23 protein-coding genes, 1 tRNA gene and 1 pseudogene are annotated in these 24,940 nt (G+C 45.5%); 13 read left to right on the forward strand and 12 right to left on the reverse strand.

The annotated features are described in order from the left end of the window. Positions 1-54: 54 nt before the first annotated feature. Positions 55-2,256 (reverse strand): T9SS type A sorting domain-containing protein, encoded by a 2,202-nt coding sequence (locus tag HRU69_05920; GenBank protein QOI97059.1) that lies wholly within the window; start codon positions 2,254-2,256, stop codon positions 55-57. 53 nt (positions 2,257-2,309) lie between these two features. Between HRU69_05920 and HRU69_05925 the strand changes: the two genes are divergently transcribed. Continuing rightward, on the forward strand, positions 2,310-3,593 hold the full coding sequence (locus HRU69_05925) for a UDP-N-acetylmuramoyl-tripeptide--D-alanyl-D-alanine ligase (protein ID QOI98840.1): 1,284 nt from the start codon (positions 2,310-2,312) through the stop codon (positions 3,591-3,593). Between the two features lie 17 nt (positions 3,594-3,610). Then, positions 3,611-4,264: a DUF2461 domain-containing protein gene (locus tag HRU69_05930; GenBank protein QOI97060.1), complete on the forward strand. Its 654-nt coding sequence runs from the start codon at positions 3,611-3,613 to the stop codon at positions 4,262-4,264. A gap of 48 nt (positions 4,265-4,312) precedes the next feature. Here the strand turns inward: HRU69_05930 and HRU69_05935 are convergent, their stop codons facing one another. The 4 genes from HRU69_05935 to HRU69_05950 all read right to left on the reverse strand — a co-directional run bounded on the left by HRU69_05935 (position 4,313) and on the right by HRU69_05950 (position 10,211). Beyond that, entirely contained in the window at positions 4,313-5,227 is a 915-nt protein-coding gene (locus tag HRU69_05935; GenBank protein QOI97061.1) for a hypothetical protein, read from the reverse strand. A 91-nt stretch (positions 5,228-5,318) separates the two neighbouring features. Next, positions 5,319-5,921: a response regulator transcription factor gene (locus HRU69_05940; GenBank protein QOI97062.1), complete on the reverse strand. Its 603-nt coding sequence runs from the start codon at positions 5,919-5,921 to the stop codon at positions 5,319-5,321. Further along, positions 5,902-7,731 carry a tetratricopeptide repeat protein gene (locus tag HRU69_05945; protein QOI97063.1) on the reverse strand — a complete coding sequence of 610 codons (1,830 nt, stop codon included), beginning with the start codon at positions 7,729-7,731 and terminating at the stop codon, positions 5,902-5,904. The genes HRU69_05940 and HRU69_05945 overlap by 20 nt, the downstream gene beginning before the upstream one ends. Positions 7,732-7,748: 17 nt before the next feature. After that, on the reverse strand, positions 7,749-10,211 hold the full coding sequence (locus HRU69_05950) for a hypothetical protein (GenBank protein QOI97064.1): 2,463 nt from the start codon (positions 10,209-10,211) through the stop codon (positions 7,749-7,751). A 106-nt stretch (positions 10,212-10,317) separates the two neighbouring features. Here HRU69_05950 and HRU69_05955 point away from each other — a divergent pair. Both HRU69_05955 and HRU69_05960 read left to right on the forward strand, forming a co-directional pair. Next, positions 10,318-10,392 (forward strand) — tRNA-Val (locus HRU69_05955). Positions 10,393-10,426: 34 nt separating this feature from the next. After that, positions 10,427-10,669: pseudogene (locus HRU69_05960) on the forward strand (GIY-YIG nuclease family protein). Positions 10,670-10,705: 36 nt separating this feature from the next. On the opposite strand, the gene HRU69_05965 reads toward HRU69_05960, so the two are convergent. Together HRU69_05965 and HRU69_05970 are read right to left on the reverse strand one after the other, a co-directional pair. Beyond that, positions 10,706-11,434, reverse strand: coding sequence for a response regulator transcription factor (locus HRU69_05965; protein QOI97065.1), 729 nt, complete (start codon positions 11,432-11,434; stop codon positions 10,706-10,708). Further along, a complete protein-coding gene (locus tag HRU69_05970; protein QOI97066.1) occupies positions 11,431-12,471 on the reverse strand; it encodes a histidine kinase in 1,041 nt (346 codons plus the stop codon). The genes HRU69_05965 and HRU69_05970 overlap by 4 nt, the downstream gene beginning before the upstream one ends. A gap of 240 nt (positions 12,472-12,711) precedes the next feature. Between HRU69_05970 and HRU69_05975 the strand changes: the two genes are divergently transcribed. Beyond that, the gene (locus HRU69_05975) at positions 12,712-15,600 is read left to right on the forward strand and encodes a TonB-dependent receptor (GenBank protein ID QOI97067.1); all 2,889 of its coding nucleotides are present in this window, start codon (positions 12,712-12,714) and stop codon (positions 15,598-15,600) included. Positions 15,601-15,655: 55 nt separating this feature from the next. Here HRU69_05975 and HRU69_05980 read toward each other — a convergent pair whose 3' ends face one another. Next, positions 15,656-16,177 (reverse strand): DUF1905 domain-containing protein, encoded by a 522-nt coding sequence (locus HRU69_05980; protein ID QOI97068.1) that lies wholly within the window; start codon positions 16,175-16,177, stop codon positions 15,656-15,658. Between the two features lie 61 nt (positions 16,178-16,238). On the opposite strand from HRU69_05980, the gene HRU69_05985 reads away from it, so the two are divergent. The 4 genes from HRU69_05985 to HRU69_06000 are packed head-to-tail and all read left to right on the forward strand — an operon-like array spanning position 16,239 to position 19,176. Then, positions 16,239-16,691 carry a MarR family transcriptional regulator gene (locus HRU69_05985; protein ID QOI97069.1) on the forward strand — a complete coding sequence of 151 codons (453 nt, stop codon included), beginning with the start codon at positions 16,239-16,241 and terminating at the stop codon, positions 16,689-16,691. An 18-nt stretch (positions 16,692-16,709) separates the two neighbouring features. After that, positions 16,710-17,435 (forward strand): 5-oxoprolinase subunit PxpB, encoded by a 726-nt coding sequence (pxpB, locus tag HRU69_05990; GenBank protein ID QOI97070.1) that lies wholly within the window; start codon positions 16,710-16,712, stop codon positions 17,433-17,435. Further along, positions 17,432-18,430 (forward strand): biotin-dependent carboxyltransferase family protein, encoded by a 999-nt coding sequence (locus HRU69_05995; GenBank protein ID QOI97071.1) that lies wholly within the window; start codon positions 17,432-17,434, stop codon positions 18,428-18,430. The genes pxpB and HRU69_05995 overlap by 4 nt, the downstream gene beginning before the upstream one ends. Beyond that, the gene (locus HRU69_06000; GenBank protein ID QOI97072.1) at positions 18,427-19,176 is read left to right on the forward strand and encodes a LamB/YcsF family protein; all 750 of its coding nucleotides are present in this window, start codon (positions 18,427-18,429) and stop codon (positions 19,174-19,176) included. Before HRU69_05995 ends, HRU69_06000 begins: the two co-directional genes overlap by 4 nt. Here HRU69_06000 and HRU69_06005 read toward each other — a convergent pair. The 3 genes from HRU69_06005 to HRU69_06015 form a co-directional block, all read right to left on the reverse strand. Next, positions 19,170-20,105 carry a TerC family protein gene (locus HRU69_06005; GenBank protein ID QOI97073.1) on the reverse strand — a complete coding sequence of 312 codons (936 nt, stop codon included), beginning with the start codon at positions 20,103-20,105 and terminating at the stop codon, positions 19,170-19,172. The two genes, HRU69_06000 and HRU69_06005, sit on opposite strands and share 7 nt — an antisense overlap. Before the next feature lie 16 nt (positions 20,106-20,121). Then, positions 20,122-20,316: a hypothetical protein gene (locus HRU69_06010; GenBank protein QOI97074.1), complete on the reverse strand. Its 195-nt coding sequence runs from the start codon at positions 20,314-20,316 to the stop codon at positions 20,122-20,124. 122 nt (positions 20,317-20,438) lie between these two features. Continuing rightward, positions 20,439-20,753, reverse strand: a complete 315-nt coding sequence (locus HRU69_06015) for a hypothetical protein (protein QOI97075.1) — start codon at positions 20,751-20,753, stop codon at positions 20,439-20,441. Positions 20,754-20,976: 223 nt separating this feature from the next. Here HRU69_06015 and HRU69_06020 point away from each other — a divergent pair, with 223 nt between their 5' ends. From HRU69_06020 to HRU69_06030, 3 genes are all read left to right on the forward strand, one after another. Then, on the forward strand, positions 20,977-21,633 hold the full coding sequence (locus HRU69_06020) for an NAD(P)-binding domain-containing protein (GenBank protein QOI97076.1): 657 nt from the start codon (positions 20,977-20,979) through the stop codon (positions 21,631-21,633). Positions 21,634-21,636: 3 nt separating this feature from the next. Continuing rightward, positions 21,637-22,341, forward strand: a complete 705-nt coding sequence (locus HRU69_06025) for an SDR family oxidoreductase (protein QOI97077.1) — start codon at positions 21,637-21,639, stop codon at positions 22,339-22,341. Positions 22,342-22,452: 111 nt separating this feature from the next. Next, complete coding sequence (locus HRU69_06030; protein QOI97078.1) at positions 22,453-23,595, forward strand: ATP-binding protein; 1,143 nt, start codon at positions 22,453-22,455, stop codon at positions 23,593-23,595. A gap of 66 nt (positions 23,596-23,661) precedes the next feature. On the opposite strand, the gene HRU69_06035 is transcribed toward HRU69_06030, so the two are convergent. Beyond that, positions 23,662-24,024 (reverse strand): helix-turn-helix transcriptional regulator, encoded by a 363-nt coding sequence (locus HRU69_06035; GenBank protein ID QOI97079.1) that lies wholly within the window; start codon positions 24,022-24,024, stop codon positions 23,662-23,664. A 150-nt stretch (positions 24,025-24,174) separates the two neighbouring features. Between HRU69_06035 and HRU69_06040 the strand changes: the two genes are divergently transcribed. Then, a complete protein-coding gene (locus HRU69_06040) occupies positions 24,175-24,939 on the forward strand; it encodes a type 1 glutamine amidotransferase domain-containing protein (GenBank protein ID QOI97080.1) in 765 nt (254 codons plus the stop codon). Position 24,940: the final 1 nt, after the last annotated feature.

Below are 24,940 nucleotides of genomic sequence, written 5' to 3' on the forward strand. Positions count from 1 at the left end.
CAAAATTAGGTTTTGAGCCTGAAATCGCCCCTTAATTTCGCTTATAAAGGGTTTTCAGTGTATAATAACCCTGCGTGCGTACGATTTTCCCCTGATAATGAACCTGAAGATGTACAGGCCCGCCTTGAGCCCGCCTGTTTCAAATTGGTAAGATTGATAGGCATTGAGGTAAAGCGGAGTACCAACCTGCTGGCCTGTGGTGTTTATTACGTAAACCTGAGCGGGGCGATCGACCCGGATGTTAATAACCGGAGACAAATCGGTAATAACCGGATTGGGATAAATTTCAATTTGTGGCGCATCGGGTAAAGCTGAGGTTTCATCGTGCTTTAGAATGTGTATGCCGCCCGTTATGTTACCAACTACAATAGCGGGTTTGTCGGTGTTGAACAGGTTAACGGCTACCGGCCAGGTTCGGCCGCCCAGGTTTTGTGCCTGGTATTGTTCACTCAACTCATTGTAAACAATGTTACGGATGGGCTCAGCCGTTGATGCCTCCTTAAAATTACTTACGATGCCCAACTGGCCGGTCTGGTCACCGATAACCAGATCCATGTTGCCGTCATTATCTAGGTCGGCTGCTGAACAGGAGAGGTTTTGCCTGATAACACTGGAGCCCAATCCGAGGAATGCAGGGTTGATTAATGTAAATGCGGGCGAAGCCAACGTACCGGTGTTTTCCCAATACTGCAGCGCACCGTTTGATTTGCCAACAAGCAGATCGGGTTTGGAATCGTTGTTGACATAAACAACTGAAACGTTTTCGTTGGCAAAGATGGTGAAGTTAAGGGACTGGATGTTGGCAGCATCGATTTGTAAACCGATGTTGGCCGTGTTGGGGATGAAGTACAGGTTCGTACTGAAGCCGAACTGATTCGAGGCGGTGAATACCAGGTCGGGCCGGGTATCGCCATTCATATCGGCAAAAGTGGGCTTAATGTTGGTCAGGGTGAGGAACGAAATGCCCGCATAGTTTTCGGTAACCAGGTTAAACGCGGGTTCGTTTCGGGAGCCTGTGTTTTCATAAAAAGCGACTGCGGCACGGTCATCATGAGCATAGTTGCCGATGAACAGATCAAAATCGCCATCGCCATCGGCATCAAAAAAGGCAGGTACCGCGTTATCGCCAACATCAATCATGTTAGCCTGCAGGTAGTTTGGCGATTGAAAACTAAACTGTGGCAGTTGATTGGTACCGGTGTTTTTATAAAACCAGATACATTCCTTCAGGTTTGTAAACGTGGATTCGCGGTAGAAAATGTTGGGTGTAGCGAGCATGTCGGTTACGCCATCGCCATCTGCATCTTCGAAGTAAACAGTTGGATAAGGAAAAGCCGCAATCGGATTGGAGACCGGAAAAGCCGTGGCTGCTGTTACCAGGGGGGCGGCATTGCTTCCTTCGTTTAGTAGTTGATAAATCCTGAAGCAATCGGATTCGGAAAAAAGCAGATCCTGGTCACCATCGTTATCCAGGTCGCGGGCCACGAGGCTTTTGCCTCCCGCATGCTGTTGTCTTCCGCCTGAGGAGCATGACTCGTTGTTGAAAGCAAATTCTCCGCAACTGCATTCGGTAACTCCACCCCAGGTTTGCGTTATCCGTTCAAAGTCGAGTGAGTCGCAGGTGCCGTAACGTTCCATGCTGAAGTTTTTATGAAACTCGATGGTACCCGCACCCACAAATTTTACATTGAAAATATCCAGGTCGCCATCGCCATCGGCATCGCTGATGGCCGGAAGGTCATCAAAATTAAGTTGCAGGTTTACTTTGTTGGTAAAGCCTTTGGTTAGTAACACGGTGCTTTTGGTGCCAAAGCCGGTATCGAATAAAAAATGTTCCCAGGCAGGGGGTTGTCCGGGGGCTGAACTATTTTTGTAAACCTTAATGCCCAGTACATCGCCAGTGAACAAATCTTTTTTACCATCGCAGTTAAAATCGCGCAACAGCACCCAATTGGTAATATCCTCTGGGAAATGTACTTCGTATTGAGGGGCGTAAACATACCGGTTACCAGTTTTTAAAAAGGTCATGATGCGGCCAGCCATCCGGTCGAAAATGGCAAGATCATCAACACCATCCATGTTCAGGTCAATGGTATTGAACTGGCCGGCATTAAAGCCCCCGGCCCACGCCAGCCTGAGTGTATCGCTGTTAATCAGTACCGGGATGCTGCTGTCCAGCCGATAGGTAAACTGGGCAAGCAAACTTGCCGGAAGCAGGTAAATAAGAAAAGCCGGCACTAACAAACTTTTTTTCATGCAGCACTAACACAGGCCCAATGGGTACTGTTATCTTGGCAGGTAAGATAACGATGGACATTCAGAAATTATATGAAATCTACCGGAAGAGCGGAAAAGTTTCTACTGATACACGGAAGATCGAACCCGGCTCTGTTTTTTTTGCCCTGAAAGGAGAAAAATTTGACGGCAATCAGTTTGCCGGAGAGGCATTGGCCAAAGGCGCTGCATATGCGGTAATTGATGATCCGCTGTATAATAAAGGAGAGCATTTTGTTGTAGTGGATGATGTTCTTACCGCGCTTCAGCAGTTGGCCCGCCACCACCGCCAGCAGCTTACCATTCCGGTAATCGGGCTGACCGGCTCTAACGGAAAAACTACATCGAAGGAATTACTTTATGCCGTGCTCGCCAAAAAATTTAAGACGTTTGCTACAAAGGGAAACCTGAACAACCATATTGGTGTGCCACTTTCCATTCTTTCGATTGACAGAACAATTGAAATTGCCGTGATTGAAATGGGTGCCAATCATGTTGGCGAGATTGCAGCCCTGAGCGCCATCGCCAACCCAACGCATGGGTTTATTACCAACATCGGCAAGGCACACATCGGCACGTTTGGTGGGTTTGATAACATCATTCGAGGAAAATCGGAATTGTACATGCACCTAATTAATAATCAAGGTACGGTGTTCATCAATTCGCAAAATCCGATTTTGTTTAACATGGCCAAGCGGTTTAAGAACCCGGTGCTCTACCCGGCCAAAGGCGATTACTATCATTGCGAGATGATAAGCGCAAATCCATATATTAAAATCCGCACCGAAAGCGGACGGGAGGTACAGACAAAATTACTGGGTACCTACAATTTTGAAAACATTGCCACCGCGTTATGTATCGGTAAGTATTTTGGTGTGGATGAAAACCTGGCAAACCAGGCTGTGGCAGACTATGAGCCGGCCAACATGCGCTCGCAGGTAATTAAAAAAGGCACCAATACTATTATTCTGGATGCCTACAACGCCAACCCCAGTTCGATGGAAGCGGCCATCCGAAGCCTTGCAGATATGAAGGCTGAAAAAAAGGTCCTCATCCTGGGCGATATGTTTGAGTTGGAAGAAGAAGCCGAACAGGAGCACCGGAACATCGGTAAACTGGTTCGCGACCTGGGCTTTACTAGTGTTTTATTGTGTGGTGATTTGATGCGCTACGCACTGGATGAATTTCCGCGCGCCAGATATTTTTCTGAAAAAGAAGACTTATTGAGTTCTCTGAAGCAAAACCCAATCAGCGAATCGACCGTACTGGTAAAAGCTTCGCGGGGGATAGGACTGGAGGCGGTAATGGATGTGATTTAGCGGAGCAAGCTATCGAAATGGAAAAAATTTTACTATTCCTGAAAGGCGTTGCAAAAAACAACAACCGTGAGTGGTTCGAGAAAAATAAACTGCGCTACCAAGAAGCCAAAATAACATTTGAGGAATTTCTGGAGGTACTGTATAAAGAGCTATTGAAATTTGATGAAAGCCTGGCCGGACTGAATCCGCGCAAACAGGCTTTCCGCATTTACCGCGATGTGCGCTTCAGCAAAGACAAACGCCCTTACAAGGTAAACATGGGTGCGGCCTTCTCAGCCCATGGAAAAATGGAGCAGGAACCCGGCTATTATATTCATATTGAACCGGGTAAAAGTTTTGTGGCGGGCGGACTATATATGCCTAATGCGGAGAATTTGGCAAAGGTTCGTCAGGAAATTGACTACAATGCAGAAGTGTTTCTGAAAATACTCACGGATAAAAAATTTAAAAAATACTTTTCCGGTCTGGATGATTTCGATCGGGTAAAAACGGCCCCGAAGGGGTATGCAAAAGATCATCCCCACATTGCACTGCTGAAGAATAAAAGTTTTGTGGTTTCCCATCCCTTCAGCGATGCGCAGGTGAAGGATAAACTGTTTATGAAAAATGTTGCCGGGGTATGCAAAGCAGTTAAACCCCTGAATGATTTTTTGAAAGAGGCCTTGCAATAAATTAAAAAGCCCCGATGCCATCGGGGCTTACTGCTACAAGCTTAAGTATTATTTTGTTGTATTCAGAAATTCTTTCAATGTGGCATCAAGGTATTCATTAGCTGCACGGTACACGCTTTCTTTGTACACCTTAGCATCGCATGGCAGCGGTTGGGCCATCATCAGAAAGTTATCTGTAACGCTAAATATGGTTAGTGCACCGATATCGGTTCCCCAGTTATCCACCGAGGCTGTTTCAACGGCTTTGTATTTTTTATCTTCAAATACTCCGGGTATATCCAGATTTTTTTTCAAGTGATAGTTGCTAATGGCCTGTACACCCAGGCTTTCCATAAAAGCATAGGTAACTACTGTTTGTGGAAATTCCCCAAAGGCCTGCGTGGTTGGCAGGGGATCTTTTTCCACCCGCAGGTACGGTCTAAGCACAACCTTCACCAATCCTCCTGCTGCATCCGACAACATTTTACTTCCGCCCGATTGGGCATCTTCAACAAACGGAATCAGGACATTCACCTTTACAACAGTTGCCTTAATGTCTTTTGAAATTTTAAGAGAGTTGTCTGTAAAAGTGCTTTTTTCTTTTCCGGAATCTTTTGTTTTTTTAACGAAATACTCAAATCCGGTAGGCACTGAAGTGATAAAGCCCGGATACTGTGCTTCACTTAATGTTCCGCCTCGTTTGCGTTCCCACCCTGCAAATTCCTTGATGGACTGGGCTTCATCTGCCGAGACGATGGTGTAACCGGCTTGCTGTAATTTTTCAATGTATTGTTGGTAGAGTTTATCGGTTATCTCCAGCAAGTCGGTGCTTTCAATACCCTTTGCAGCCAGGGTTAAACTGGCTTTGGTGGCACCGCGGTAGCCACCCCCCAAGGTTCCGGAATCCTTTAACTCAATGGCTTGTTGTGCAAGGGTTACACCCATGAGCATGGCCACAAAAAATGTAAGTGTACTTTTTTTCATACTAGTTGAAATTATGGCTGAAAAGTATTCCCAGATTCTATTGTGTTGTATACCGTAAAGCCGCCATTTAAATACCGTGGCAGTACGGTAGCTAGTCGGCAAGCTTATGGGTATACGCAAACTTTATCAATCCCACTAACGTGTTGGTGTTTGCTTTTTTGTACAGGTTTTTGCGGTAAGTTTCTACGGTGCGCTCGCTCAACTTCAGAACAGAAGCAATTTGTTTATTGGAGTACTCTTTCAGTATCAATTTAAGAACTTCTTGTTCACGGCCCGATAACCGTGGCGATTCTTCCGGTTTAAGAATTGTATTTGTTAATTCAGCGCTGATGTACCGATGCCCTCCCTTAATTTTTTCAATGGCCATTAGCAACTCTTGTTTACTTACATTTTTTAGCAAGTAACCATGAAAACCGGTTTTGATGGCCTTGCGGACTAAGGAGCCTTCATCGTGCATGCTGAGTAGTACGGCCTTCAGTAGAGGGCGCCATTTGCGACATTGCTCAAATAGTTCAATGCCGTTTATGCCGGGCATTTCGTAGTCGGTCAGCAATAGGTCGATTTCGTTTGCCTGAATAAACTTCAGTGCTTGTTGAGCATCGGCAAATATGGCAACTACTTCATACGAGTCGTCCAGTAGCTGGCTTAAGCCCTCTATAAAAATACGGTGGTCATCAACTAAAATTACTTTCATAGTGATTAGTTGATACGGTATTCGGATAAGATAGCGGTATTTCGGCTATAAGGCTGCTGCCCTGCGAGCCGGGTTGTGAATCAATAAACACGGTTCCGTTAAGTAGCTGGATGCGTGACTGGATGTTGGGCCAGCCGAACCCCTTTCCCCGATGGAGTACATCGGGGTTAAACCCTGGGCCGTCATCTTCGATGACAAGCGATAGCTGTGAGGTATGACGCACCAGTTCTATACTAATATGTGAGCATGATCCGTGTTTTATAATATTGTTTACCCATTCCTGGCATACTCGATACAACGAAATTTCTGTTTGTTCACTGAGTCGTTCATTCATTGATGTAGCGGTCACCTGTATTGATAGGTTTGCCGTTTGGCTAACACGTACTGCCATTTCTTTCAGGGCCTCGGTAAGCCCGTGGTTTACCAGTGTGCGCGGTTGTAAGTTAAAGGCAATGTTGCGTATTTCCTGGTGCATTTGGTCGAGTTGTTCAGCTACGTTGAGCATCGGTTGGCTTGTTGATTGATTGATGATTAAGCGCGCAGACGAAATGAACTGGCCGAGGCCATCGTGCAGATCTTTGGCGAACCGGGAGCGTTCTTTTTCTTCTGAAGCAATTACTGAACTGGTAAGTAGTTTTTGAAATTCCTGCTCGCGCAAGGTTGCTTCCTGCTGTTTTTTTATTTTAATCTGTTTGCGCCAGAAGTAGCCAATAACAATAAGCAGTGCCAGTATGCTGGTGAGAAGAAATATAAGCCATTGGTTTTGCCTTAGTTTTTCGGCTTGTTGGGCTAATAGCTGTTCTTTCCTCTCAGTTTCATATCGTATTTGCAGTTCCTGTATATCTTTCGCTTTCTGCAGGGTAAACAAACTGTCTTTTATAACGTGTGCTTCTTGCTGATAACGCAGCGCATTTTTATAATCGCCTGCTAGTTTGTAAATGTTAGCTAAGAATTCAAGCATTTGTTTTACCATATCGGGCATGGCAAGCGTTTGAGCCTGTTCTAAACCTTGTTCGGCCTGGTAAATTGCCTGACGGTAATCTTTAATTGTTAGGTATACCTGTGCTTTTGTGAGATAATTGTCAGCCAGGCCTTGCTGGTCGTTTATAAGCGAGCGGATACGAGTTGACTGGTCAATGTATTTCAACGCCTGCGGTATGTTGTTTTCGCTTACGGCAATTTCGGCCAGGTCCAGCAGTACATAGCCCAGGCCCACGCTGTCCTTTTGTTGTTTTCGAATGTTATAAACTTCCTGAAAATAAGGCTTTGCTTCCTTAATTCTGCCTCGTTTGGCGAGTATGGCTCCCCGGTGGCCGAGGTTGGTGCCCAGTTTTTCCGAATCATTAATTTGTCTGGCAATTTGTTCGGCTATATCGAGGCTACGAAAGCAATTTTTCAGATCGTTTTGTTTATGATAAAATACGGCCAGTTCGTTATGGGTTGCAGCTATGCCAGCGGGATGATTCATTTCTTCAAACAAGCTTAACGCCTTGAAATATTTTTCCTGAACATGTTCGTAATCGCCTTTCAGGTACGTGATTACGCCCAGGTACAGGGCTGCAAAAGCTTCTTCTTCCTTCCAGTTATTTTTGCCGGCTTGTTCAGCGGCATAAGCAAGGAGTGATTCGGCCAGATTGATGTTTTGGCTGTAAAATTTGTAGTATTGGCGATTAATGTTTTGGATTTGCTCTTTCAGCGGCAAGTTTTCCATTTCTTTCAACACACTGTCTTTTAGCGGCTGGGCAACACTGTGTATCAGGTTAAATGTCGTTACAAGGAGCACTATTGGTAAAAAATACAGTTGATTCATTAGCGGGTACCTTGGGTCTACCAGTCGAATTCTTCTTTAGATAACTCGGCTTCTTTTTTCTTTTGTTTCTTTTTAAAAAGATCTTTCAGTTCCTGAACTTCTTTCTTCAAATCAGAGGCAATTTTACGTTTTACGGCCTCGGTATCATACTGCACGCGGTAATCATCGGTAGTACCGGTAATTTTCAGAAACAGTTTTGCGCGCCCCTCCATTTCCTCAATAGCACCGGTAGCTTCCTCCACGTTAATTTTTCGTTTATTGTTCAGCGGGGTAACAATGCGGTAATCAATCTGCTGGTCAAACCGGTGGGTGCCGCTTATCTGCATAACCGATACGTTGGTTTTTACCTCCATTTGCGGAATGTAGATGGTTTCCTTTTCGATGTGAATCTCGTTTTTTAAATCGGCAAACCGGATGGCACTCAGCCCCTGATCATCCAGGTAACGCTCCAGTTTTTTTAAGGGCTCAAACTGGTTGAGTTCACCTTTGCGTATGGTGGCGCTGATATCAGCTACCAGTGTTTCCGGGAACATGCGCAGGTTCTGGTTCAGCACTACGTCCATCATCACCTCGGCATCGGCCTGCCCCTTCAGGTTTTTATCAAGAAGAAAATCCTGCCGGAAATTTTCAAATACATAAAAAGCGCTGTCAACATGAATGCCATTAAGTAAAAAGGCACACGCCAGGGCATTGGCTTTTGGGTTTGTTGCATCAATACTGCCGGTAAACATCAGTTGGCCGCCCAGGCCTTCCAGCGTAATATTGCGTGAAATGGCTTTTTCGTTAGCGATAAGCAGATCGCCTTTCAAATTGGTTGCCTTGAATCGATTGTATGTTAAACGCCCCACTTCACAATTAAATTTGAGGTTCAGGTTTTTTGAAATACTGAACTCATATTCCGGTTTTGTTGCAGTTTCGGTTGGTTTGCCGAAACCCAACTCAAAGAGTTCGTTCACATCAAGAAATTTAGCCCGTAAATCAGCCTCAATACTTACAGGCTGATTTTCGAAAAGCAGCCAGGTTATTACATTTTTAAAAAAACCATTGAGCAGAAAGTCGCTCCGGCCCAGGTTGCCCGCAACATTACTGAGGGCCAAATCATTTTTATTGAATTGCAAGGTTCCGCTTAGGTTGTTAACGGGCACGCGGTCAGCTCCATATAAAAAGCTCAGGTTTTTCAAGTCAACGCTTCCGAGGGCCGAAGCCTGTTGGGCGGTTACTTTGTTTTTCAGCCACGCGGTTTTTCCTTCAAAGGAGATGTCAGCAATCAGGGTTCCGGATGGCTCACTGATTGATTTAATGGGGTAGAAACCAAACAGGGAGGCGGCATTCACCTCACCGGTAAAGGCAAAGGTTATGTCAGGATCATGGATGTTGCGGATTTCCAGATCAGACCGGAATGTTTTTCCCTGCAATTTACCGCTGATGTTTTTCAATGAAAGGGTGGCTGTGTTCGGGTTATGAATGGCGGGTAGTATTAAAGTCCCCGCCACCGATGTTTCTTCAAGACTTGCATGGTATTGTGGGTGCTTAACCTGTGCGTTAGTGAGGCCAAAATCCACACGAAGAGCCGGACTTTTTTTAGTGCCGATTTCTCCGTTGAGTTGTGCGCTGAAATATGCATTGCCTGTACTTTGGTACTCCCGAAAGCGTTCGGTTGTTTTTTCCGGAAATAACGAAAGCAGCGTTTGAAGCGTTGTGTTTTTGCCTGTTACTGAAAGATTGATCAGGTTACTGTCTTTCCATTGGTAAGAACCCTGCAGGGTAAAAAACGATGGTCCAAGTTGCAAGTCAGAGGGCCGAATAGTTAGTTTTTTTTCGGGGTGATCGTAAAAAAGGTTTGCGTTAACATTAAACAATTTGTTTTCGGGCAATGAAAGGCTGCCAATCAACAGGTGTTCTGTGGTAATTTCGCCCTGGGCATTAATTTCGTATCTATCCTTCTGGGAGTTAATGGAAGCCCTCAGCCGGTTGGAATAAAACTGCATATCATCTTTGCGCTCCAGGTCAAGGAACCGGACCCGGCAATTAACCAGCAAAACATTTTGAAGCGCAAAACCAACCGACTCAGAGGAGGATGTTTCTTTTACTACGGTATAATTATTTTCTCCTTTGCTGTTAATCTTCAGGTTGGTTTCACAATCGGTTATGCTTAATCCAAGCACGGTGTACTTGCCCCGGTAAACTTCAATGGGGTTTAACTGGAACGAAATTTTCGAGGCGGTAAGCAGTGGGTATTGCCCCTCGTGGCTGTCTTCTGCGTACACATCATAAAATACAATAGACAGTTGCGGAAAGCGTTCAAACACCGAAACATCCATTTTGCCGATTTTAACCGGGGTATTTAATTGCCGGTTTGCTTGCTGTACAAACTGGTTGATAACCTGGTCTTTAAACAGGAATACCGAGGCTATGAGGGCAATGAGCAATACAGCAAGGGCCAACAGTGAGTAGCCTATAACTTTGCGGAAGGTTTTCAAGGGTAAAAAATGAAAGTAAAGTTAGTTTTTTAGCAGGTTATTAACGCGAAATCACAGTGCGTTTGTACAAATCAAAAACTGTACTACTTTTGCAGTCCTCAAACAGGGGAGCTTAGCTCAGCTGGTTCAGAGCATCTGCCTTACAAGCAGAGGGTCGGGGGTTCGAATCCCTCAGCTCCCACGTTTTCAAGTCTCCTTTCATGGGAGACTTTTTTATGCAAGCCATCTTTTACATTCTTCATTCTTCAACGGCCGGCCGGTATTATGTCGGCCATACCACTGAGGATTTGGGAGAGCGATTGCGCAAACACAACTCCCATCACAGCGGTTATACGGGAAAGTTTAACGACTGGAAGGTTGTGTATTACGAAAGTTTGAATACCAAGGAAGAGGCTTACAGAAGGGAGCGGGAGGTAAAATTGTGGAAAAGCCGGAAAAGGATAGAGCAGCTGATAAGTTGCACTTATTACTTGAACACAGCGCTTGCTAAAGTACTACCCCATCTGATTCTTCTCCACAAACTCTTTAAAACTCTTCCGGTACGAATCGCTTATCGGCAGCATGGCCTGGCCAATCTGTACTTCGTTTTTATGGATGGCATCAATAGCTTTAATGTTTATAATAAACGAATTGTGAATACGGATAAAGCTATCTGCAGGAAGTTGCTCTTCGAGGTGTTTCATCCGCTGCAAGGTGGTAATCTTTTGCTGGCGGGTGTGGATGGTAACATAGTCTTTCAGTCCTTCGATGTAAAGAATATCATTGAACACCACCTTAACCAACTTGGTGCCGTCTTTCACAAATACAAAAGGCTGGCCGGCTGGTTGTTCGGTTGCTGTGGCTGAGTGAATAACCGGTGTTACCGGCATTCGAGCGCTTGCTTTTTCAACGGCTTTCAAAAAGCGTTCAAACGTTACAGGCTTTAGTAAGTAATCCGCCACATCAAGTTCGTACCCCTCCAATGCATACTCGGAATAGGCTGTAGTGAAAATAACCATGGGCTTATTGGGCAGGATTTTCAACAGTGTTATGCCGGTAATCTCCGGCATCTGAATGTCCAGAAAGATCAGGTCAACCGGGTTTTTCTTCAGGGCCTCCATGGCTTTCATGGCATTGGGGCAGGCATCAACCAGGTTCAGGTAGGGTACTTTCTTTACGTACTCTACCATCAGGTTGCGGGCCAGGGGCTCGTCTTCAACAATCAGGCAATCAATTTTTCTCAATTCAAAACAACGTTGAGTTGCACGGCATACCGATTGGGTTTATCCTCAATCGTTAGTTCGTACTGCCCGGGGTAACTCAACTCAAGCCTTCGCTTCACGTTTTGCAAACCAATGCCCGACTTTCCTTCTTTGGTATCGGTTGTCGGAGGCAGTTTGCTGTTCTCAACCCGGTAAACGCATTGGCTGCCGTTAAGCTTTACCGACACGTTTACCCAGGCATTAGTGCTGTGGTTGTTTACCCCGTGCTTGAAGGCATTTTCAAGAAAGGTAATAAAAATCAGGGGTGCAATCTGCTTGTTATCGGTATTTCCTTCAATTTCAAACCGGATGGGCACCTGGTTGTTCAGCCGCAGCTGCTCCAGGCTGATGTAGTTTTTCATGTACTCAATTTCCTTATTGAGCGGCACCTTTGCATGATTGGAGTCGTAAATCATGTACCGCATCATCTGCGATAGCTTTTCAATAACCGTTGTGGTGTTATCCGATTTGGAGAAAGCCAGGTAATACAGGTTGTTGAGGGTGTTAAATAGAAAGTGCGGATTAATCTGGGCCTTCAGAAAATTCAGTTCTGCCATCAGGCGCTCATTTTCTATTTCCTTCTTACGAGCCTCCAGTTCAAACCAATCGGCTGCAAAGCGTAGCATACTCACGAATACGGTAATAAACAGGTTAATGGCAACAACCTGCACCACAAACATGTTCGAATAAAAGTAGTCCGCTCTGGGTGAGCCTTCCACCATCATTCGCTGCACGTAGATCCGAAGAAAGACGAGCAGGGCAAAGGGAATGCTGAACTCCAGCAGGTATCTCCAGATGTTCTTGTTCTTAATGAATCGGGGTAAAAAAATAAAGTAATTGAGGTAGGCAATGGTAAAGGTAAACGCAAACTGAACTCCTGCAAATGATATGGCATTGTTCCAGTCGTAGCCCCTGCGTTGCTGGTAAAAGCTTATCTGGTACAGGTTAAACGACAGGTAGATGCACCAGAAAATAATGTGCAGCAACGTGAGCCGGTGCCGTTGAAAAAGTGTTTGCATACTTGATTTTAAACGCACAAAACTAACTGCTTGCCTTGTTCCTGCGATGAAAACCCATGCTTTTTCGACTGCTTTAATAAAGTGTTCGATTGATAGGATAATTAAGACCCCGGCACGTCTTGATGCCCGTTGGTCGATGCAATAGGGCCGGCCGTCTAATACTTGCTGTATTGCAGAACAATCCTCGCAGTTTTGCAGTCTTTAAGGCAGTAAAACCCTGATGAACTACAATAACAAGCAATGAAACGTACTTTTTTACTTTTACCCGGGATACTTTTTTTCGCAGGCCTGATGGCACAAACCGAAAAGCCAAAAGGCAATAATAAAATTTCCGGAGTAGTGATTGATGCCAACTCCAAACAGCCGGTAGAGTTTGCCACCATCGCCCTGGCCGATGCCGAAGGAAAAATTATTGACGGTGCCGTTGCCGATGACAAGGGAAAGTTTACAATAACCAAACTCGGTGCCGGTAGTTATACGGTAAGCATATCGTTTATCGGATATGAAACCCAGAACATACCAGTAACACTTGATAAGAAGGACATTGATCTTGGCGCAATAGCTTTCAAGGAAGAAGCTGCTGTTCTTAACGAAGTGGTTGTGGAGGGTCAGCGTGCCTTAATTGAAGAACGGGTTGATCGAACAATTTATAATGCCGAGAACGATGCCACCACCAAAGGCGGTGATGCCACCGATGTGTTGCGCAGGGTGCCCATGCTTAATGTTGACCTGGACGGAAATGTATCGCTTCGCGGGAACTCCAATATTCTTGTGCTCATTAATAATAAGCCCTCCACCATCACCGCCAGCAGCGTTGCTGATGCGTTGAAGCAGATCCCGGCCGACCAGATTAAAACAGTTGAGGTGATTACTTCGCCTTCTGCCAAGTACGATGCTGAAGGATCATCGGGTATTATTAACATCGTTACTAAAAAGAATACACTTGAAGGGTTGACTTTAAACGTAGATGCCGGTGTGGGCTACCGGGGCTCGAACCTCGGACTTAATGGTGCCTACCGAAAAGGCAAAATGGGATTTTCATTAGGTGGCTTTGGTCGGGCTAATTACAACAATACCGGCAGTTTTGAGAACCGCCAACTTACACAGGATACCATTTTGAACATACAGCGTGCCGATACGCGCAACAACAACTTGTTTGGTCGGTACTCGCTAAACTGGGATTATGACATTGATAAGCACAATTACCTGGCTGCTTCGGTACGGTACGGTGTTCGGAATGGAACAAGTTATCAGGATGATTTAGAAACTCTTTCGCTGGTAAACGGTGTTCAAACCCGGTACGATAGGGCTAATGTTAACACAATTGATAACTCAGGAACGGTCGATCTTACCCTGGACTATACGCGTACTTTTGAAAAACCATCGAAAGAATTCAGCATCTCAACCCTTTACAGTTTAAATAACCGCACCAACGATTTTACCAATATTTCTTATGACGATAACGATATCGTTGATTTCAGGCGCAGGAACGATAACAAAAGCTTTAACCAGGAGGTTACCCTTCAGGTAGATTATCAAACCCCGATTGGCGATAAGCAACTGGTTGAATTTGGCGCCAAAGAGATTATTCGCAAAGTGTCAAGCGATTATCAGAGCTTCCGGGCGGTAGGGCCTGACGGGGACTACGTTCCTGAAACAACAACCAATGCCGGCAATGTTTTTAATTACGACCAGGACGTTACAGCCGGCTACATTTCGTACACGGCTACGCTGCCCAGGGCTTATAGCCTGAAAGCAGGAGGGCGTTATGAATATACCCGCATTGATGCCAACTTCCAGAACGATCCGGAGGATCCTTCGCTTGCCGATAAAGAAATACCCTCTTATGGTGTTTTTGTTCCCAGCATAAATCTTTCCAAGCGATTGAAAAACAATAATACCCTGAAGGCAGCGTATAACCGCAGAATCAGACGACCGTCCATTCAGTTTTTAAACCCCAACATTCAAAATCCTAACCCGCTGTTTCTCCAGATTGGCAATCCGTACCTTGATCCGGAACTGACTGACAATTATGAATTATCATACAGTGCGAATATCAAGAGTACATACCTCAACTTCTCCACCTTCTTCCGGAATACTACCGATGCTATCCAGGGTGTTCGGCAGGCAAAAGGAGACACCATAATCACAACTTACCAGAATATTGGTGAAGAGAAGGCGGTTGGACTAAGTGTTTTTGGCAACATAATGGTTGGCAAACTTACCCTGGGCGGTGGTGGTGATGTGTATTACGCTATTCTTGACAACAACGTAGCCGATCCGCTTTATGCCGCCCGTAATGAAGGCTGGGTACCCAGTGGCCGATTGTTTGGTAACTACAAAATAAATGATCGTTGGTCATTACAGGCATTTGGTTTTTACCGTGGTCGCCAGGTAAACCTGCAGGGCTACCAGGGAGGTTTTGGCACCTACAGTGTTGCCATCCGTAAAGATTTTAAAGACAAGAAGGGCGGGTTCGGCATTGGTTTTGAAAACTTCTTTACACCGCAATTCCGTATTAAGGGTGTAACGGAATCACCAACCATTGATCAAACCAATATCAATATCCGCGATGTGTTCAGCATCCGGATAAACTTTAATTACCGGTTTGGTAAAATGAGCTACGATAACCAGCCCCGCAGGAGACGTGGCGTAAATAATGATGATTTGAAAGATGGCGGTGGCGGTGATATGGATGGTAACATGGGCCAGGGTCAGCAGCAAAATGGCCAGCGCGGTAGCGGATTTACCGGAGCCAGCCGCCCGGTTACCCAGCCCGTGAAGAAAGAAACAGTTCCGGCTGATTCAACCGTGGCTCCGGTTGATGCAACCGGCACCTGGACGTACACCGTGGATAGCGGACAGCAGTCGTCCGGTGGTAAACTGGTGATTACCAACACCGATGGCAAATGGGGAGGAACCATTAAGAGCGACCGCATGCCACAGGAGGTTACACTCACGTCTGTATCGGTAACCGGCAACAACATCGTGTATACCTACGTGCTCAATTTTGGTGGCAACGAGGTAACCATAACGGTTGATGCCATAGTTAAAGATGACACCATGGAGGGAACCATGAGTTTCGGGCAGTTCAGAACGGTGCCCATTAAGGCAGCGCGCAACAAATAATTTTTTATAGGGTTAGGTTAGGGGCCCCGGTTTTTGCCGGGGCTTCTTTTTTAATTTATCGCATACTGTACAATTTATTCCGCTTCTCCTCCCGCAGCATTTCCGGAAAGCCCATTTTGCGGGCCAGTGCATTAACTGCCATTACGATCCGTTTGGTTTTTGTTTGTGTTGTCTTGGCGCTGTCGATCCATTTGCTGAAGTAGCGCTGATGCCCCGCGGGTAGTGTTTTAAAAAAGGTGTTGGCCGCTGGGTCATCCTTAACACAAGCCATAAAATCAGCATTCATGATGAATTTACTTTCATCCAGTTCCAAAGTCACTTTTAATTTATCACCCTGTTTTTTGCCGGTTCCTTTTCGTATGGTGCCGTTTATGGGTAAAATAAATTTGCCATTGCCCATCGGTATCAGGGCGGTTTGCCTGAGCGGGTAGCGGTCTAGTTTCCCTTTTACCCGGAAGGAGGTTCTGCTGTCGGGCTTGAGTTTTTTGGCTTGCGCGGCACTGATTTCAATGTAACTCCAGCCGGTTTTCTCGCCTTTCTTGTCAAAACGTTGAATAGTGGCATTGAAAGTGATCATGTCTGAAGATTGTATCTACAACTATTGTATTAATTTTGGTTGATTTAAAGATCCGGCACAAATGGCTTCAATCGAAAGTGAAGTTAAACAGGAAAAATTTCAAAGTGAATTTCAAAAGGCGGCTGTAAACATTTTGTTCACCGGCAGTTGGCTGTACAACCTGAATGCCACCTTCCTGAAAGAATTTGATATTACACCTGAGCAGTTTAATGTATTGCGCATTTTACGTGGCAGCCACCCCAAACCCATGATGCTGGCTGACATCACCTGCCGGATGATCGATAAGAACAGCAACGCAACACGGCTGGTAGAAAAGTTGCGGCTGAAGGGTTTTGTGAAGCGCGAAATCTGCAAGAACAACCGCAGGCAGGTGGACATCAGCATTACCGATAAAGGTTTGAGCCTGTTGACAGAAATCGATCGCGCATCGGATGCCTGGCAAAATACACTGAAGAACCTGACGAAAGCTGAAGCACAGGAATTAAACCGGTTACTGGATAAGCTTCGCGGGTAATTTAAAGATACTTCGTAATTGAGCAGATCGATAACCATATATCCGATTAGCGAAAATGCCCTGACAATTTGTTTGGGAAACGAATTGAATGCCGTAGTAAATGACAAGGTTTTCAGACTTTATAATCACCTGCGAAAACAACCCAATCCTTTTTGGAAGGACCTGATTCCGGCATACTGTACGCTTACTGTAGTATATGATATAAAAGAAATTCGCAGGCAAAGTCAATCGGCATTTGCGTGGGTTAGTAAACAGTTGGAGGAGGCAGTTAAGCGATGTGATGATGTTAAAGCTGTTTCTGGCAGAAAACTTTCTGTTCCCGTTTGTTACGATTCGGATTTTGGATTCGATATAAAGTCGTTGTCCAAAGCAAAAAACCTATCCATTGATCAGGTGATTGAACTTCACGCTGCGCAAACCTATCGTGTGTTTATGCTGGGATTTTTGCCCGGCTTTGCCTACATGGGTATCGTGAATGAAAAAATTGCCACACCACGCTTGCCAACACCCCGCAAACACGTGCCTGCAGGCAGTGTGGGCATTGCCGGAAATCAGACAGGTATTTATCCGTTGGATTCACCCGGTGGATGGAATATTATCGGGCGTACCCCCGTAACGCTTTTTAATCCGCAAGCTGAAAATCCGGTATTGTTTCAGCCCGGTGATGAAGTAAAGCTCTATCCAATCTCAAAGGATGAATTTGACTCTTTCAATACTGAATGCTTTAACCCACTTATGCCATGAGCATGGAAGTGATAAAGGCGGGTATTGCTGATTCCGTTCAGGATGCCGGCCGGTTTGGGTATCAGCATTTGGGCATCAACCCATCTGGTGCAATGGATTTGAATGCGATGAAGATTGCCAATGCATTGGTTGGAAATCCATTAAATGAAGCCATTGTTGAAATGAGTTTTCCGGCTGCTGCTATTCGTTTTAATTCTCCAGCGCTAATAGCCGTTGGTGGTGCCAACTTTATGCCTAAGTTGAATGGTAAGAACATTCCGCTGCATCAGCCTCTTCTTGTAGCAGCAGGTAGTGAGCTGAAGTTTTCAAAGGTAATGTGCGGTGCATGGTGTTACCTTGCCGTACAAGGTGGATTGGAACTTGAGGAACGGCTGGGCAGTTACAGCACGAACACAAAGGCTAAAATTGGTGGGGTTGACGGAAGATTTTTGAAAAAGGGCGATACGCTATCGTTCAGGAAAAATATTAGTGCAGCAGAAACAAAAGTATTTCCCTGGCGTGCGGATGTTACCGAATTTTACACCCATTGGTTTGTGTCCTCACTGACCAAGGCGACAAAAACCGTGATACGGTGTATTCAGGGCAATGAATTTGATTGGTTGACTAAGGCCTCCCAAAAAGATTTTTTGAAAAAAGGGTTTACCATTGGCCGACAAAGCGACCGGATGGGTTATCGGCTGGAGGGAACGGAATTGAAACAATCCGGAAAGCAGGAATTGCTTTCAACAGCCGTTTCGTTTGGAACGATACAAGTGTTGCCCAGCGGTGAGTTGATAGCGCTGATGGCCGAACATCAAACTACGGGTGGTTATCCGAGAATAGCGCATGTAATTGCCGCTGATCGGTCAAAGTTGGCGCAATTCCGTCCAGCGGAGAAAGTTTATTTTTCCTTGGTGGATATCAGAGAGGCTGAAGATTTGTTTATAAAACAAGTACAGCACATAGTTCAATTGCAGCAGGCGTGTAAATTTAAATTGAGAGAACGCGATTTATGACCATCGACCTGAATTGCGATTTAGGTGAGGGCATGCCCAACGATGCGGCCATTATGCCCCACATTACCAGCGCCAACATTGCCTGTGGCTATCACGCTGGCGATGAAGCCACCATGCGCAAAACAATTGATTTGTGTTTGAAACATGGCGTAGCCATCGGTGCTCATCCGGGTTTTAACGACAAGCCAAATTTCGGGCGCGTGCCTGTTCAGTTGCCTGCTGATGAGTTGTACGAGTTAATATGGAAGCAATTGAAAATTATTGACAGTATCTGTAAAGAACTGCAGGCAACACTCCATCATGTTAAACCGCATGGTGCGCTGTATAATATGGCCGCAAAAGACAGTGTAATGAGTCGCACAATTGCACAGGCTGTAAAAGACTTTAATCCTGATTTGATTTACTACGGATTAAGCGGAAGCGTAATGATTTCGGAAGCAAAAGCACTTGGGTTGAAAACGGCCCATGAGGTTTTTGCAGACAGGGTTTACGGGGAGGACGGCTCCCTGTTGCCCCGGACCCTTGCCGGAGCACGTATTACCAATTTACGGCAATCCGTTGAGCAGGTGATGAACCTGATCAACGGATTTGTGATAACAACAAGCGGCACACGGGTAGCGTTACAAGCCGATACCGTTTGCGTGCATGGCGATGAACCAGGCGCGGCTCAGCTTGCCGAGCAACTGCACAAGAAACTGCATCAACTGCGGGTTAAGGTACAGGCTGTGAATTGCTACACTCATTGAATTGTCGGCTTGCCAGGGTTACTGGCCGGCTGCAATACCATGGAGGCCAAAACAGCCACAGAAAGTGTGAGGACGATGAATGCCAAAGAAATTTCAATAGGAATTATGATTAAATCCGAGATACTCATCTTTATCCCAACAAAAACCAGGATAACAGCCAGACCGTATTTCAGGTAAGCAAAATAGCGTTCAATACCGGCCAGGGCAAAATAAAGTGAACGAAGGCCCAGAATGGCAAATACGTTGGATGTATATACAATGAAAGGGTCTTTTGAGACCGCCAGGATTGCCGGTATGCTGTCAACCGCGAAAATCAGGTCGGTAAATTCGATAAGCACAACAACCAGCAAGAGTGGTGTGGCATACAACAATCCGTTACGTATTACGAAGAAATTGTCTTTGTCGTAATGGGGTGTCAGTCGGAACCATTTTTTTGTGAAGCGTACCACCGGATTTCGTTCGGGTTCAAAATGCTCACCGCGGTGAATAATCATTCGAATTCCGGTAATGATTAAGAACGCACCGAAAAGATAGATGAGAAAATGAAACTGCTGAATCAGTTCAATGCCGGCATATATAAAACAGAAGCGCATAATCAGGGCTCCCAGAATTCCCCAGAAAAGCACTTTGTGCTGATAGGCCGCAGGCACTTGAAAATAGCTGAAAATCAAAATGATGACGAAAATGTTATCAACACTCAGCGATTTCTCGATGAGAAACCCGGTAAAGAATTCAAAGGCCTTATCCTGCCCGTAGGTATAATAGATGAATCCGTTAAAAATGAAGGCGAGTGTAACCCAGAAGGCCGTCCACCACAACGCGTTGCGCACCGAAATTTCCCTGGCCTTCCGGTGAAACACACCCAGATCAAGAATCAGCAAGAAAAGGATTAGTAAAACAAACCCTGCCCAACTCCATAAACTTTCCATAAATCCGTTTGTTTGGTTAGTGGGCTGTAGTTAAACTATCCGGCAGATACCCGTGTTGCTTCATCCAGCGATACAATTCGCTGCGTTCCCTGTCGGCAAGCCAGGCTTGCGATTTCCGGAATTCCTTCAGAAGCAACCTGCGATCAAACGCTACTTTAGCGATAATAATTTTTGTGTAATCGAGCATTGAAATTTTATGCTTAGCTTTCATGAGTTCATTCGTTACTGGTTAATAGTCGTGGCATCCTAGCCAGAAAACGTTTTGCATAAGTTCACCTGAAAACGAATTGGCAGGCGGATTACCGTAAAATTCTGAGAGAGGCGTTGTAACTGCTACAATCGAAAGACCTGGAGAACGAGGAATCGTTTAGTCAGAGCAAAGACCGGCTGGGGTATTGAGTGCTCTAGGCTGATGGTCTGCCGTGCGGTTGTTGCAAGCAGCAGGGGTTTAAGGGCAGGTGTTGCTCGCCTCTGATGGCTGTACGCCTCGGTCTTTTCTTCCGTTTTTGAAGTCTCCTCAAACTGTTCAGCATTTGGAAAAGCTGAAATCAGCGAGGCGTAAACCGGCTGGGTCAGTAAACTAAGTGAAAGAATGCAGGCTACAATACGAAGCACGATGAGCAGAATTTTACCTTCTTTACGAAGCAAAACTTTAAAGGTTACTTGCCTGAGCCTGTTCTTCAGCAAAGAAATCAGGGGATAACGATGGTTATTGGTTTATTGATCACAAAAAACCGTTATTTCGTCAATAAATTTCAGGATGATTAATAAGTATTTTTTATCTGGTAAATAATGAAATTTAATACAGAAGAATGATTCCGACTAGGAGACCAAGGGGTACGTTTTGTTGATTTAAAAAAAGTATAGACGCATGAAAATCAGTGTACTCGGAACCGGAACCGTGGGTAACACCATTGGTTCACGATTAATCGAATTGGGGCACCAGGTGATGATGGGATCCAGAAGCAAATCCAACGAAAAGGTTTTGGCCTTTGTAGCGAAGCATAAGGCCGGAGCGAGCGCAGGTACATTTCAAGAAGCTGCTGCCTTTGGTGAAGTCATTTTCAACTGTACAAAAGGTGATGCTTCCATTGAAGCTATTAAGTTAGCCGGTGAGAACATCAATGAAAAAATTATCATTGACGTGGCTAACCCTCTCGACTTCAGCAAAGGTCAGCCAGCCAGTTTACTTCCAGCGCTATCGAATACGAATTCATTAGGCGAGGAAATCCAAAAAACATTCCCGAAAGCCAAAGTTGTAAAAACGCTTAATACCATGTGGTGTGGTTTGATGGTGAATCCGAACATGGTTGGCAGAGGTGACCATACAAATTTCATCTGTGGCAATGATGACGAGGCTAAGGCAAAAGTGAAATCACTCTTAAAAGAGTTTGGTTGGAAGGAGCAAAATATCCTTGATTTGGGAGATATTACCAATGCACGCGGTATGGAAGCAGTGCTCCCTATCTGGTTGCGCGTTTGGGCAACTACAAAAAATGGTGCCTTTAATTTTAAAGTTATAAGTTGAGAATTGAACAACATCCCTGTGAAAACTATTCTAGTGACCGGTGCCAACAAGGGAATTGGCTTTGAAGTGGTACGGCAACTGGCTAAACTGAAGCACCAGGTAATTCTTACTGCGCGTGATGAGGCAAATGGCAACGAAGCGGTTGATCGGTTAAAAGACGAAGGGCTTGATGTGCATTTTCTTTTGTTGGATGTGACCGATGAAGCAAGCATCAAGCAAGCAGCGCAACAAGTGAAGAAGCAGTTCGGTAAAGTAGATGTGCTTATTAATAATGCGGCCGTGCTCCTTCGCGAAGACCGGTCCTTATCAGACGGAACAGCCGAAATTTTTCATAAAACCATGCGCACCAATGTGTTTGGTCCCGTACAGATGGTCCGGCATTTTCTATCATTAATTCCTTCTGGCGGAAGAATCATCAACACCTCCAGTGGTGGCGGCAGCATGACCGACCCCGTAGGCGGATGGTCGCCCGTGTATTGTGTCTCCAAATCATCACTCAATGCAATTACACGACACTTGGCTTATGAACTTTCATCACGGGATATTTCAGTAAATGCCTACTGCCCCGGCTGGGTTAAAACCGATATGGGCGGGAAGTCGGCACCACGCACGGTTGAACAAGGTGCTGATACGGCTGTGTGGCTGGCAACCGCAGCAATCAATCAAACTGGGAAATTTTTTCGCGATCGCCAGGAAATTCCGTGGTGAGCGGGCCTCTGGTATCGTGAGAAGCTATAAAGCATGACAAAATGGAATAACTTCAAAATTGCATGTATTTTTAAAGTATATATTTAAATTTGCATGTAATTCTATACATACGTGTTCAAGAGGCGGCAAGAGTTCTTCAAATCGGGTAGAAACAGCTTTTTTTTATGGGGTGTGCGTCAATCGGGTAAAAGCACCCTCCTGAAAGAGCGGTACGGCAACGCTTTGTATTTCGATTTGCTGCTTAGCGATGTGTACCGCAGGCTGCTGAACAACCCCGAGCAATTCCGTGAAAGCGTTCTGGCAGCCAACCCGCACGAGCCCGTAATCGTGGATGAAATTCAGAAATTGCCCGCATTACTAAATGAAGTCCACTGGTTGATCGAAAACAAAAAGATCCAATTCATCTTATCCGGCTCTACTCCCCGCAAAATTTTGAAGCAAGGCGTAAACTTGCTGGGCGGCCGCGCGCTGCGGTATCAGTTGTATCCGCTGTCGTTCAGCGAGATTCCGGATTTTAATCTGATCAAAGCGCTCAATAACGGACTGCTGCCACGGCATTATCTGGCCGAAGATGCGGGTCAGTTGATAGACGCCTATATCGGCAGTTACCTGGAAGACGAGATCGTGGCTGAAACCAAAATCCGAAATACCGAAACGTTCTCCCGTTTTCTAAACAAAGCCGCTTTTTCAAATGGTGAAATCATCAACTACACCAACATTGCAGCAGACTGCGGAGTCAGCAGCCCCACCATCAAAGAGTACTTCAGTATTCTGGAGGACACACTGATTGGCGATTTTGTACCCTCGTTTCAAAAGAACCCGAAGCGCAGAACCATTGCCGCACCCAAATTCTATTTTTTCGATGTGGGTATTGTCAACACATTACTCAGGCGTAAATCGATTGAGCCGGGTAGCGTTAACTTCGGCTTTGCTTTTGAGCATTTTATTTTTCACGAGCTAAAAACCTACAGTCAGTATTCGGGCAAAAAATTTCCGATCCACTATTGGCGCACCTCATCTCAATTTGAAGTGGATTTCGTGCTGGGCGATCACGAGGTGGCGGTGGAAGTAAAATCTACTGATAATGTACACCTCAAACACACCAAAGGGCTAAATGCCTTTTCAGACGAATACAAACTGAAGAGCCGCATCATTGTAAGCCTTGACCCGTTGCCGCGTACGATTGCGTCCGGCATTACCGTTTTGCCCTGGCGCGAGTTTTTGAACCGACTCTGGGCGGGGGTAATTATTTGAGTACGCAATGGCGGTACGGGTTGCGGCTGAGAATTTCTTTCTGACGAGCAATCGATTTCGTGGCAGTTATTTTTTCTCAGTCTCCTTCGCCTTCACGCCAAACTCCTTCATTAAGTCAACGCCATACTTTCGGATTACTTCAATGATGGGAATGGCCTTTAATCCCCGCGGGGTAATGGAGTATTCCACTTTTGGCGGTACTACCGGGTAAACTTTTCGCGTAATAAAACCCTCGTTCTCCAAACTACGCAACACGCTTGAAAGCATTTTATGCGTGATGTGCGGCAAATCTTTTTTCAGATCGCTGTAGCGTAAGGTCTTTTCGCGCAGGCGCCACAAAATGGGCATCTTCCAGGTGCCGCCAATGCGGTCCATGGCAAACTCTACCGGGTTGTAGTAAACTTTCTTATCGTAAATAAAATCGGGCATGGGATGTTAAGGATTCAAAACTCAGGCATTTCTGTGTCAAATTACCAATACTTTCCCAAAAGGAAGTATCCTACTTAAAAGTTAATATGTTGATTCAGGCACTATACAACACCAACCTTTGTGTGCATAACGCACAACTAATCGATCAACATGGAAAAGGTAAAAGAAAGACAGAGCTATGTGCACTTTCACGGTGCACCTGCCAAAGGAAAAATTTTAATGGTGGCGAGTTCGCCATCGGTATCCAAACAAACCGGCTGGCCCATCGGGTTCTGGGCGGCTGAGTTAACACACCCGCTGCGGGTGTTTCAGGAAGCAGGGTATGAAGTGGAGTTGGTATCCACCGAAGGCGGCAAACTGGAAATGGACGGGTTCTCTAATCCAACCGATGCCAGCGGCTACTCGGCACATGATGTAATTTCACTTGGTTACCTGCAGCAGGATTGGTTTAACAAAATGCTGGCCAACACCCGCAAACTTACTGAGGTAAAACCTGCTGACTATGCGGCCATCTTTTTAGTAGGTGGCCAGGGCCCGATGTACACCTTTCGCGGCAACAAGGAATTGGAAAAACTTTTTGTGTCATTTTATGAAGCTGGTAAACCCAGTGCAGCGGTTTGTCACAGCACAACACTGTTACTCGAAGCAAAAAAGTCAAACGGTGAATTGTTGGTGAAAGGCAAAACCTGGACAGGCTTTGCCGATGCCGAAGAGGAATTTGCCGACAAGGCCGTGGGCATGAAGATTCAACCTTATCGCATTGAAGACGAAGCGCGAAAAATTTCCGGCACCAACTTCAAAGTGGCTGCTCCCTTCTCATCGTATGCGATTGCCGATGGCAACCTGGTTACTGGTCAGCAACAAAATTCCGGGGCGGCTGCTGCCGAAATGGTGGTGGAGTTACTTGGCAAGTAAC

The organism is Flammeovirgaceae bacterium (genome assembly GCA_015180985.1).
GTDB lineage: Bacteria > Bacteroidota > Bacteroidia > Cytophagales > Cyclobacteriaceae > UBA2336.

Excerpts from the sequence above, each read along its gene's own strand:
- HRU69_05920 (QOI97059.1), bottom strand. The coding sequence starts at position 2,256 with ATGAAAAAAAGTTTGTTAGTGCCGGCTTTTCTTATTTACCTGCTTCCG.
- HRU69_05925 (QOI98840.1), top strand. The coding sequence starts at position 2,310 with ATGGACATTCAGAAATTATATGAAATCTACCGGAAGAGCGGAAAAGTT.
- HRU69_05930 (QOI97060.1), top strand. The coding sequence starts at position 3,611 with ATGGAAAAAATTTTACTATTCCTGAAAGGCGTTGCAAAAAACAACAAC.
- HRU69_05935 (QOI97061.1), bottom strand. The coding sequence starts at position 5,227 with ATGAAAAAAAGTACACTTACATTTTTTGTGGCCATGCTCATGGGTGTA.
- HRU69_05940 (QOI97062.1), bottom strand. The coding sequence starts at position 5,921 with ATGAAAGTAATTTTAGTTGATGACCACCGTATTTTTATAGAGGGCTTA.
- HRU69_05945 (QOI97063.1), bottom strand. The coding sequence starts at position 7,731 with ATGAATCAACTGTATTTTTTACCAATAGTGCTCCTTGTAACGACATTT.
- HRU69_05970 (QOI97066.1), bottom strand. The coding sequence starts at position 12,471 with ATGCAAACACTTTTTCAACGGCACCGGCTCACGTTGCTGCACATTATT.
- HRU69_05975 (QOI97067.1), top strand. The coding sequence starts at position 12,712 with ATGAAACGTACTTTTTTACTTTTACCCGGGATACTTTTTTTCGCAGGC.
- HRU69_05980 (QOI97068.1), bottom strand. The coding sequence starts at position 16,177 with ATGATCACTTTCAATGCCACTATTCAACGTTTTGACAAGAAAGGCGAG.
- HRU69_05985 (QOI97069.1), top strand. The coding sequence starts at position 16,239 with ATGGCTTCAATCGAAAGTGAAGTTAAACAGGAAAAATTTCAAAGTGAA.
- HRU69_05995 (QOI97071.1), top strand. The coding sequence starts at position 17,432 with ATGAGCATGGAAGTGATAAAGGCGGGTATTGCTGATTCCGTTCAGGAT.
- HRU69_06000 (QOI97072.1), top strand. The coding sequence starts at position 18,427 with ATGACCATCGACCTGAATTGCGATTTAGGTGAGGGCATGCCCAACGAT.
- HRU69_06005 (QOI97073.1), bottom strand. The coding sequence starts at position 20,105 with ATGGAAAGTTTATGGAGTTGGGCAGGGTTTGTTTTACTAATCCTTTTC.
- HRU69_06010 (QOI97074.1), bottom strand. The coding sequence starts at position 20,316 with ATGAAAGCTAAGCATAAAATTTCAATGCTCGATTACACAAAAATTATT.
- HRU69_06020 (QOI97076.1), top strand. The coding sequence starts at position 20,977 with ATGAAAATCAGTGTACTCGGAACCGGAACCGTGGGTAACACCATTGGT.
- HRU69_06035 (QOI97079.1), bottom strand. The coding sequence starts at position 24,024 with ATGCCCGATTTTATTTACGATAAGAAAGTTTACTACAACCCGGTAGAG.
- HRU69_06040 (QOI97080.1), top strand. The coding sequence starts at position 24,175 with ATGGAAAAGGTAAAAGAAAGACAGAGCTATGTGCACTTTCACGGTGCA.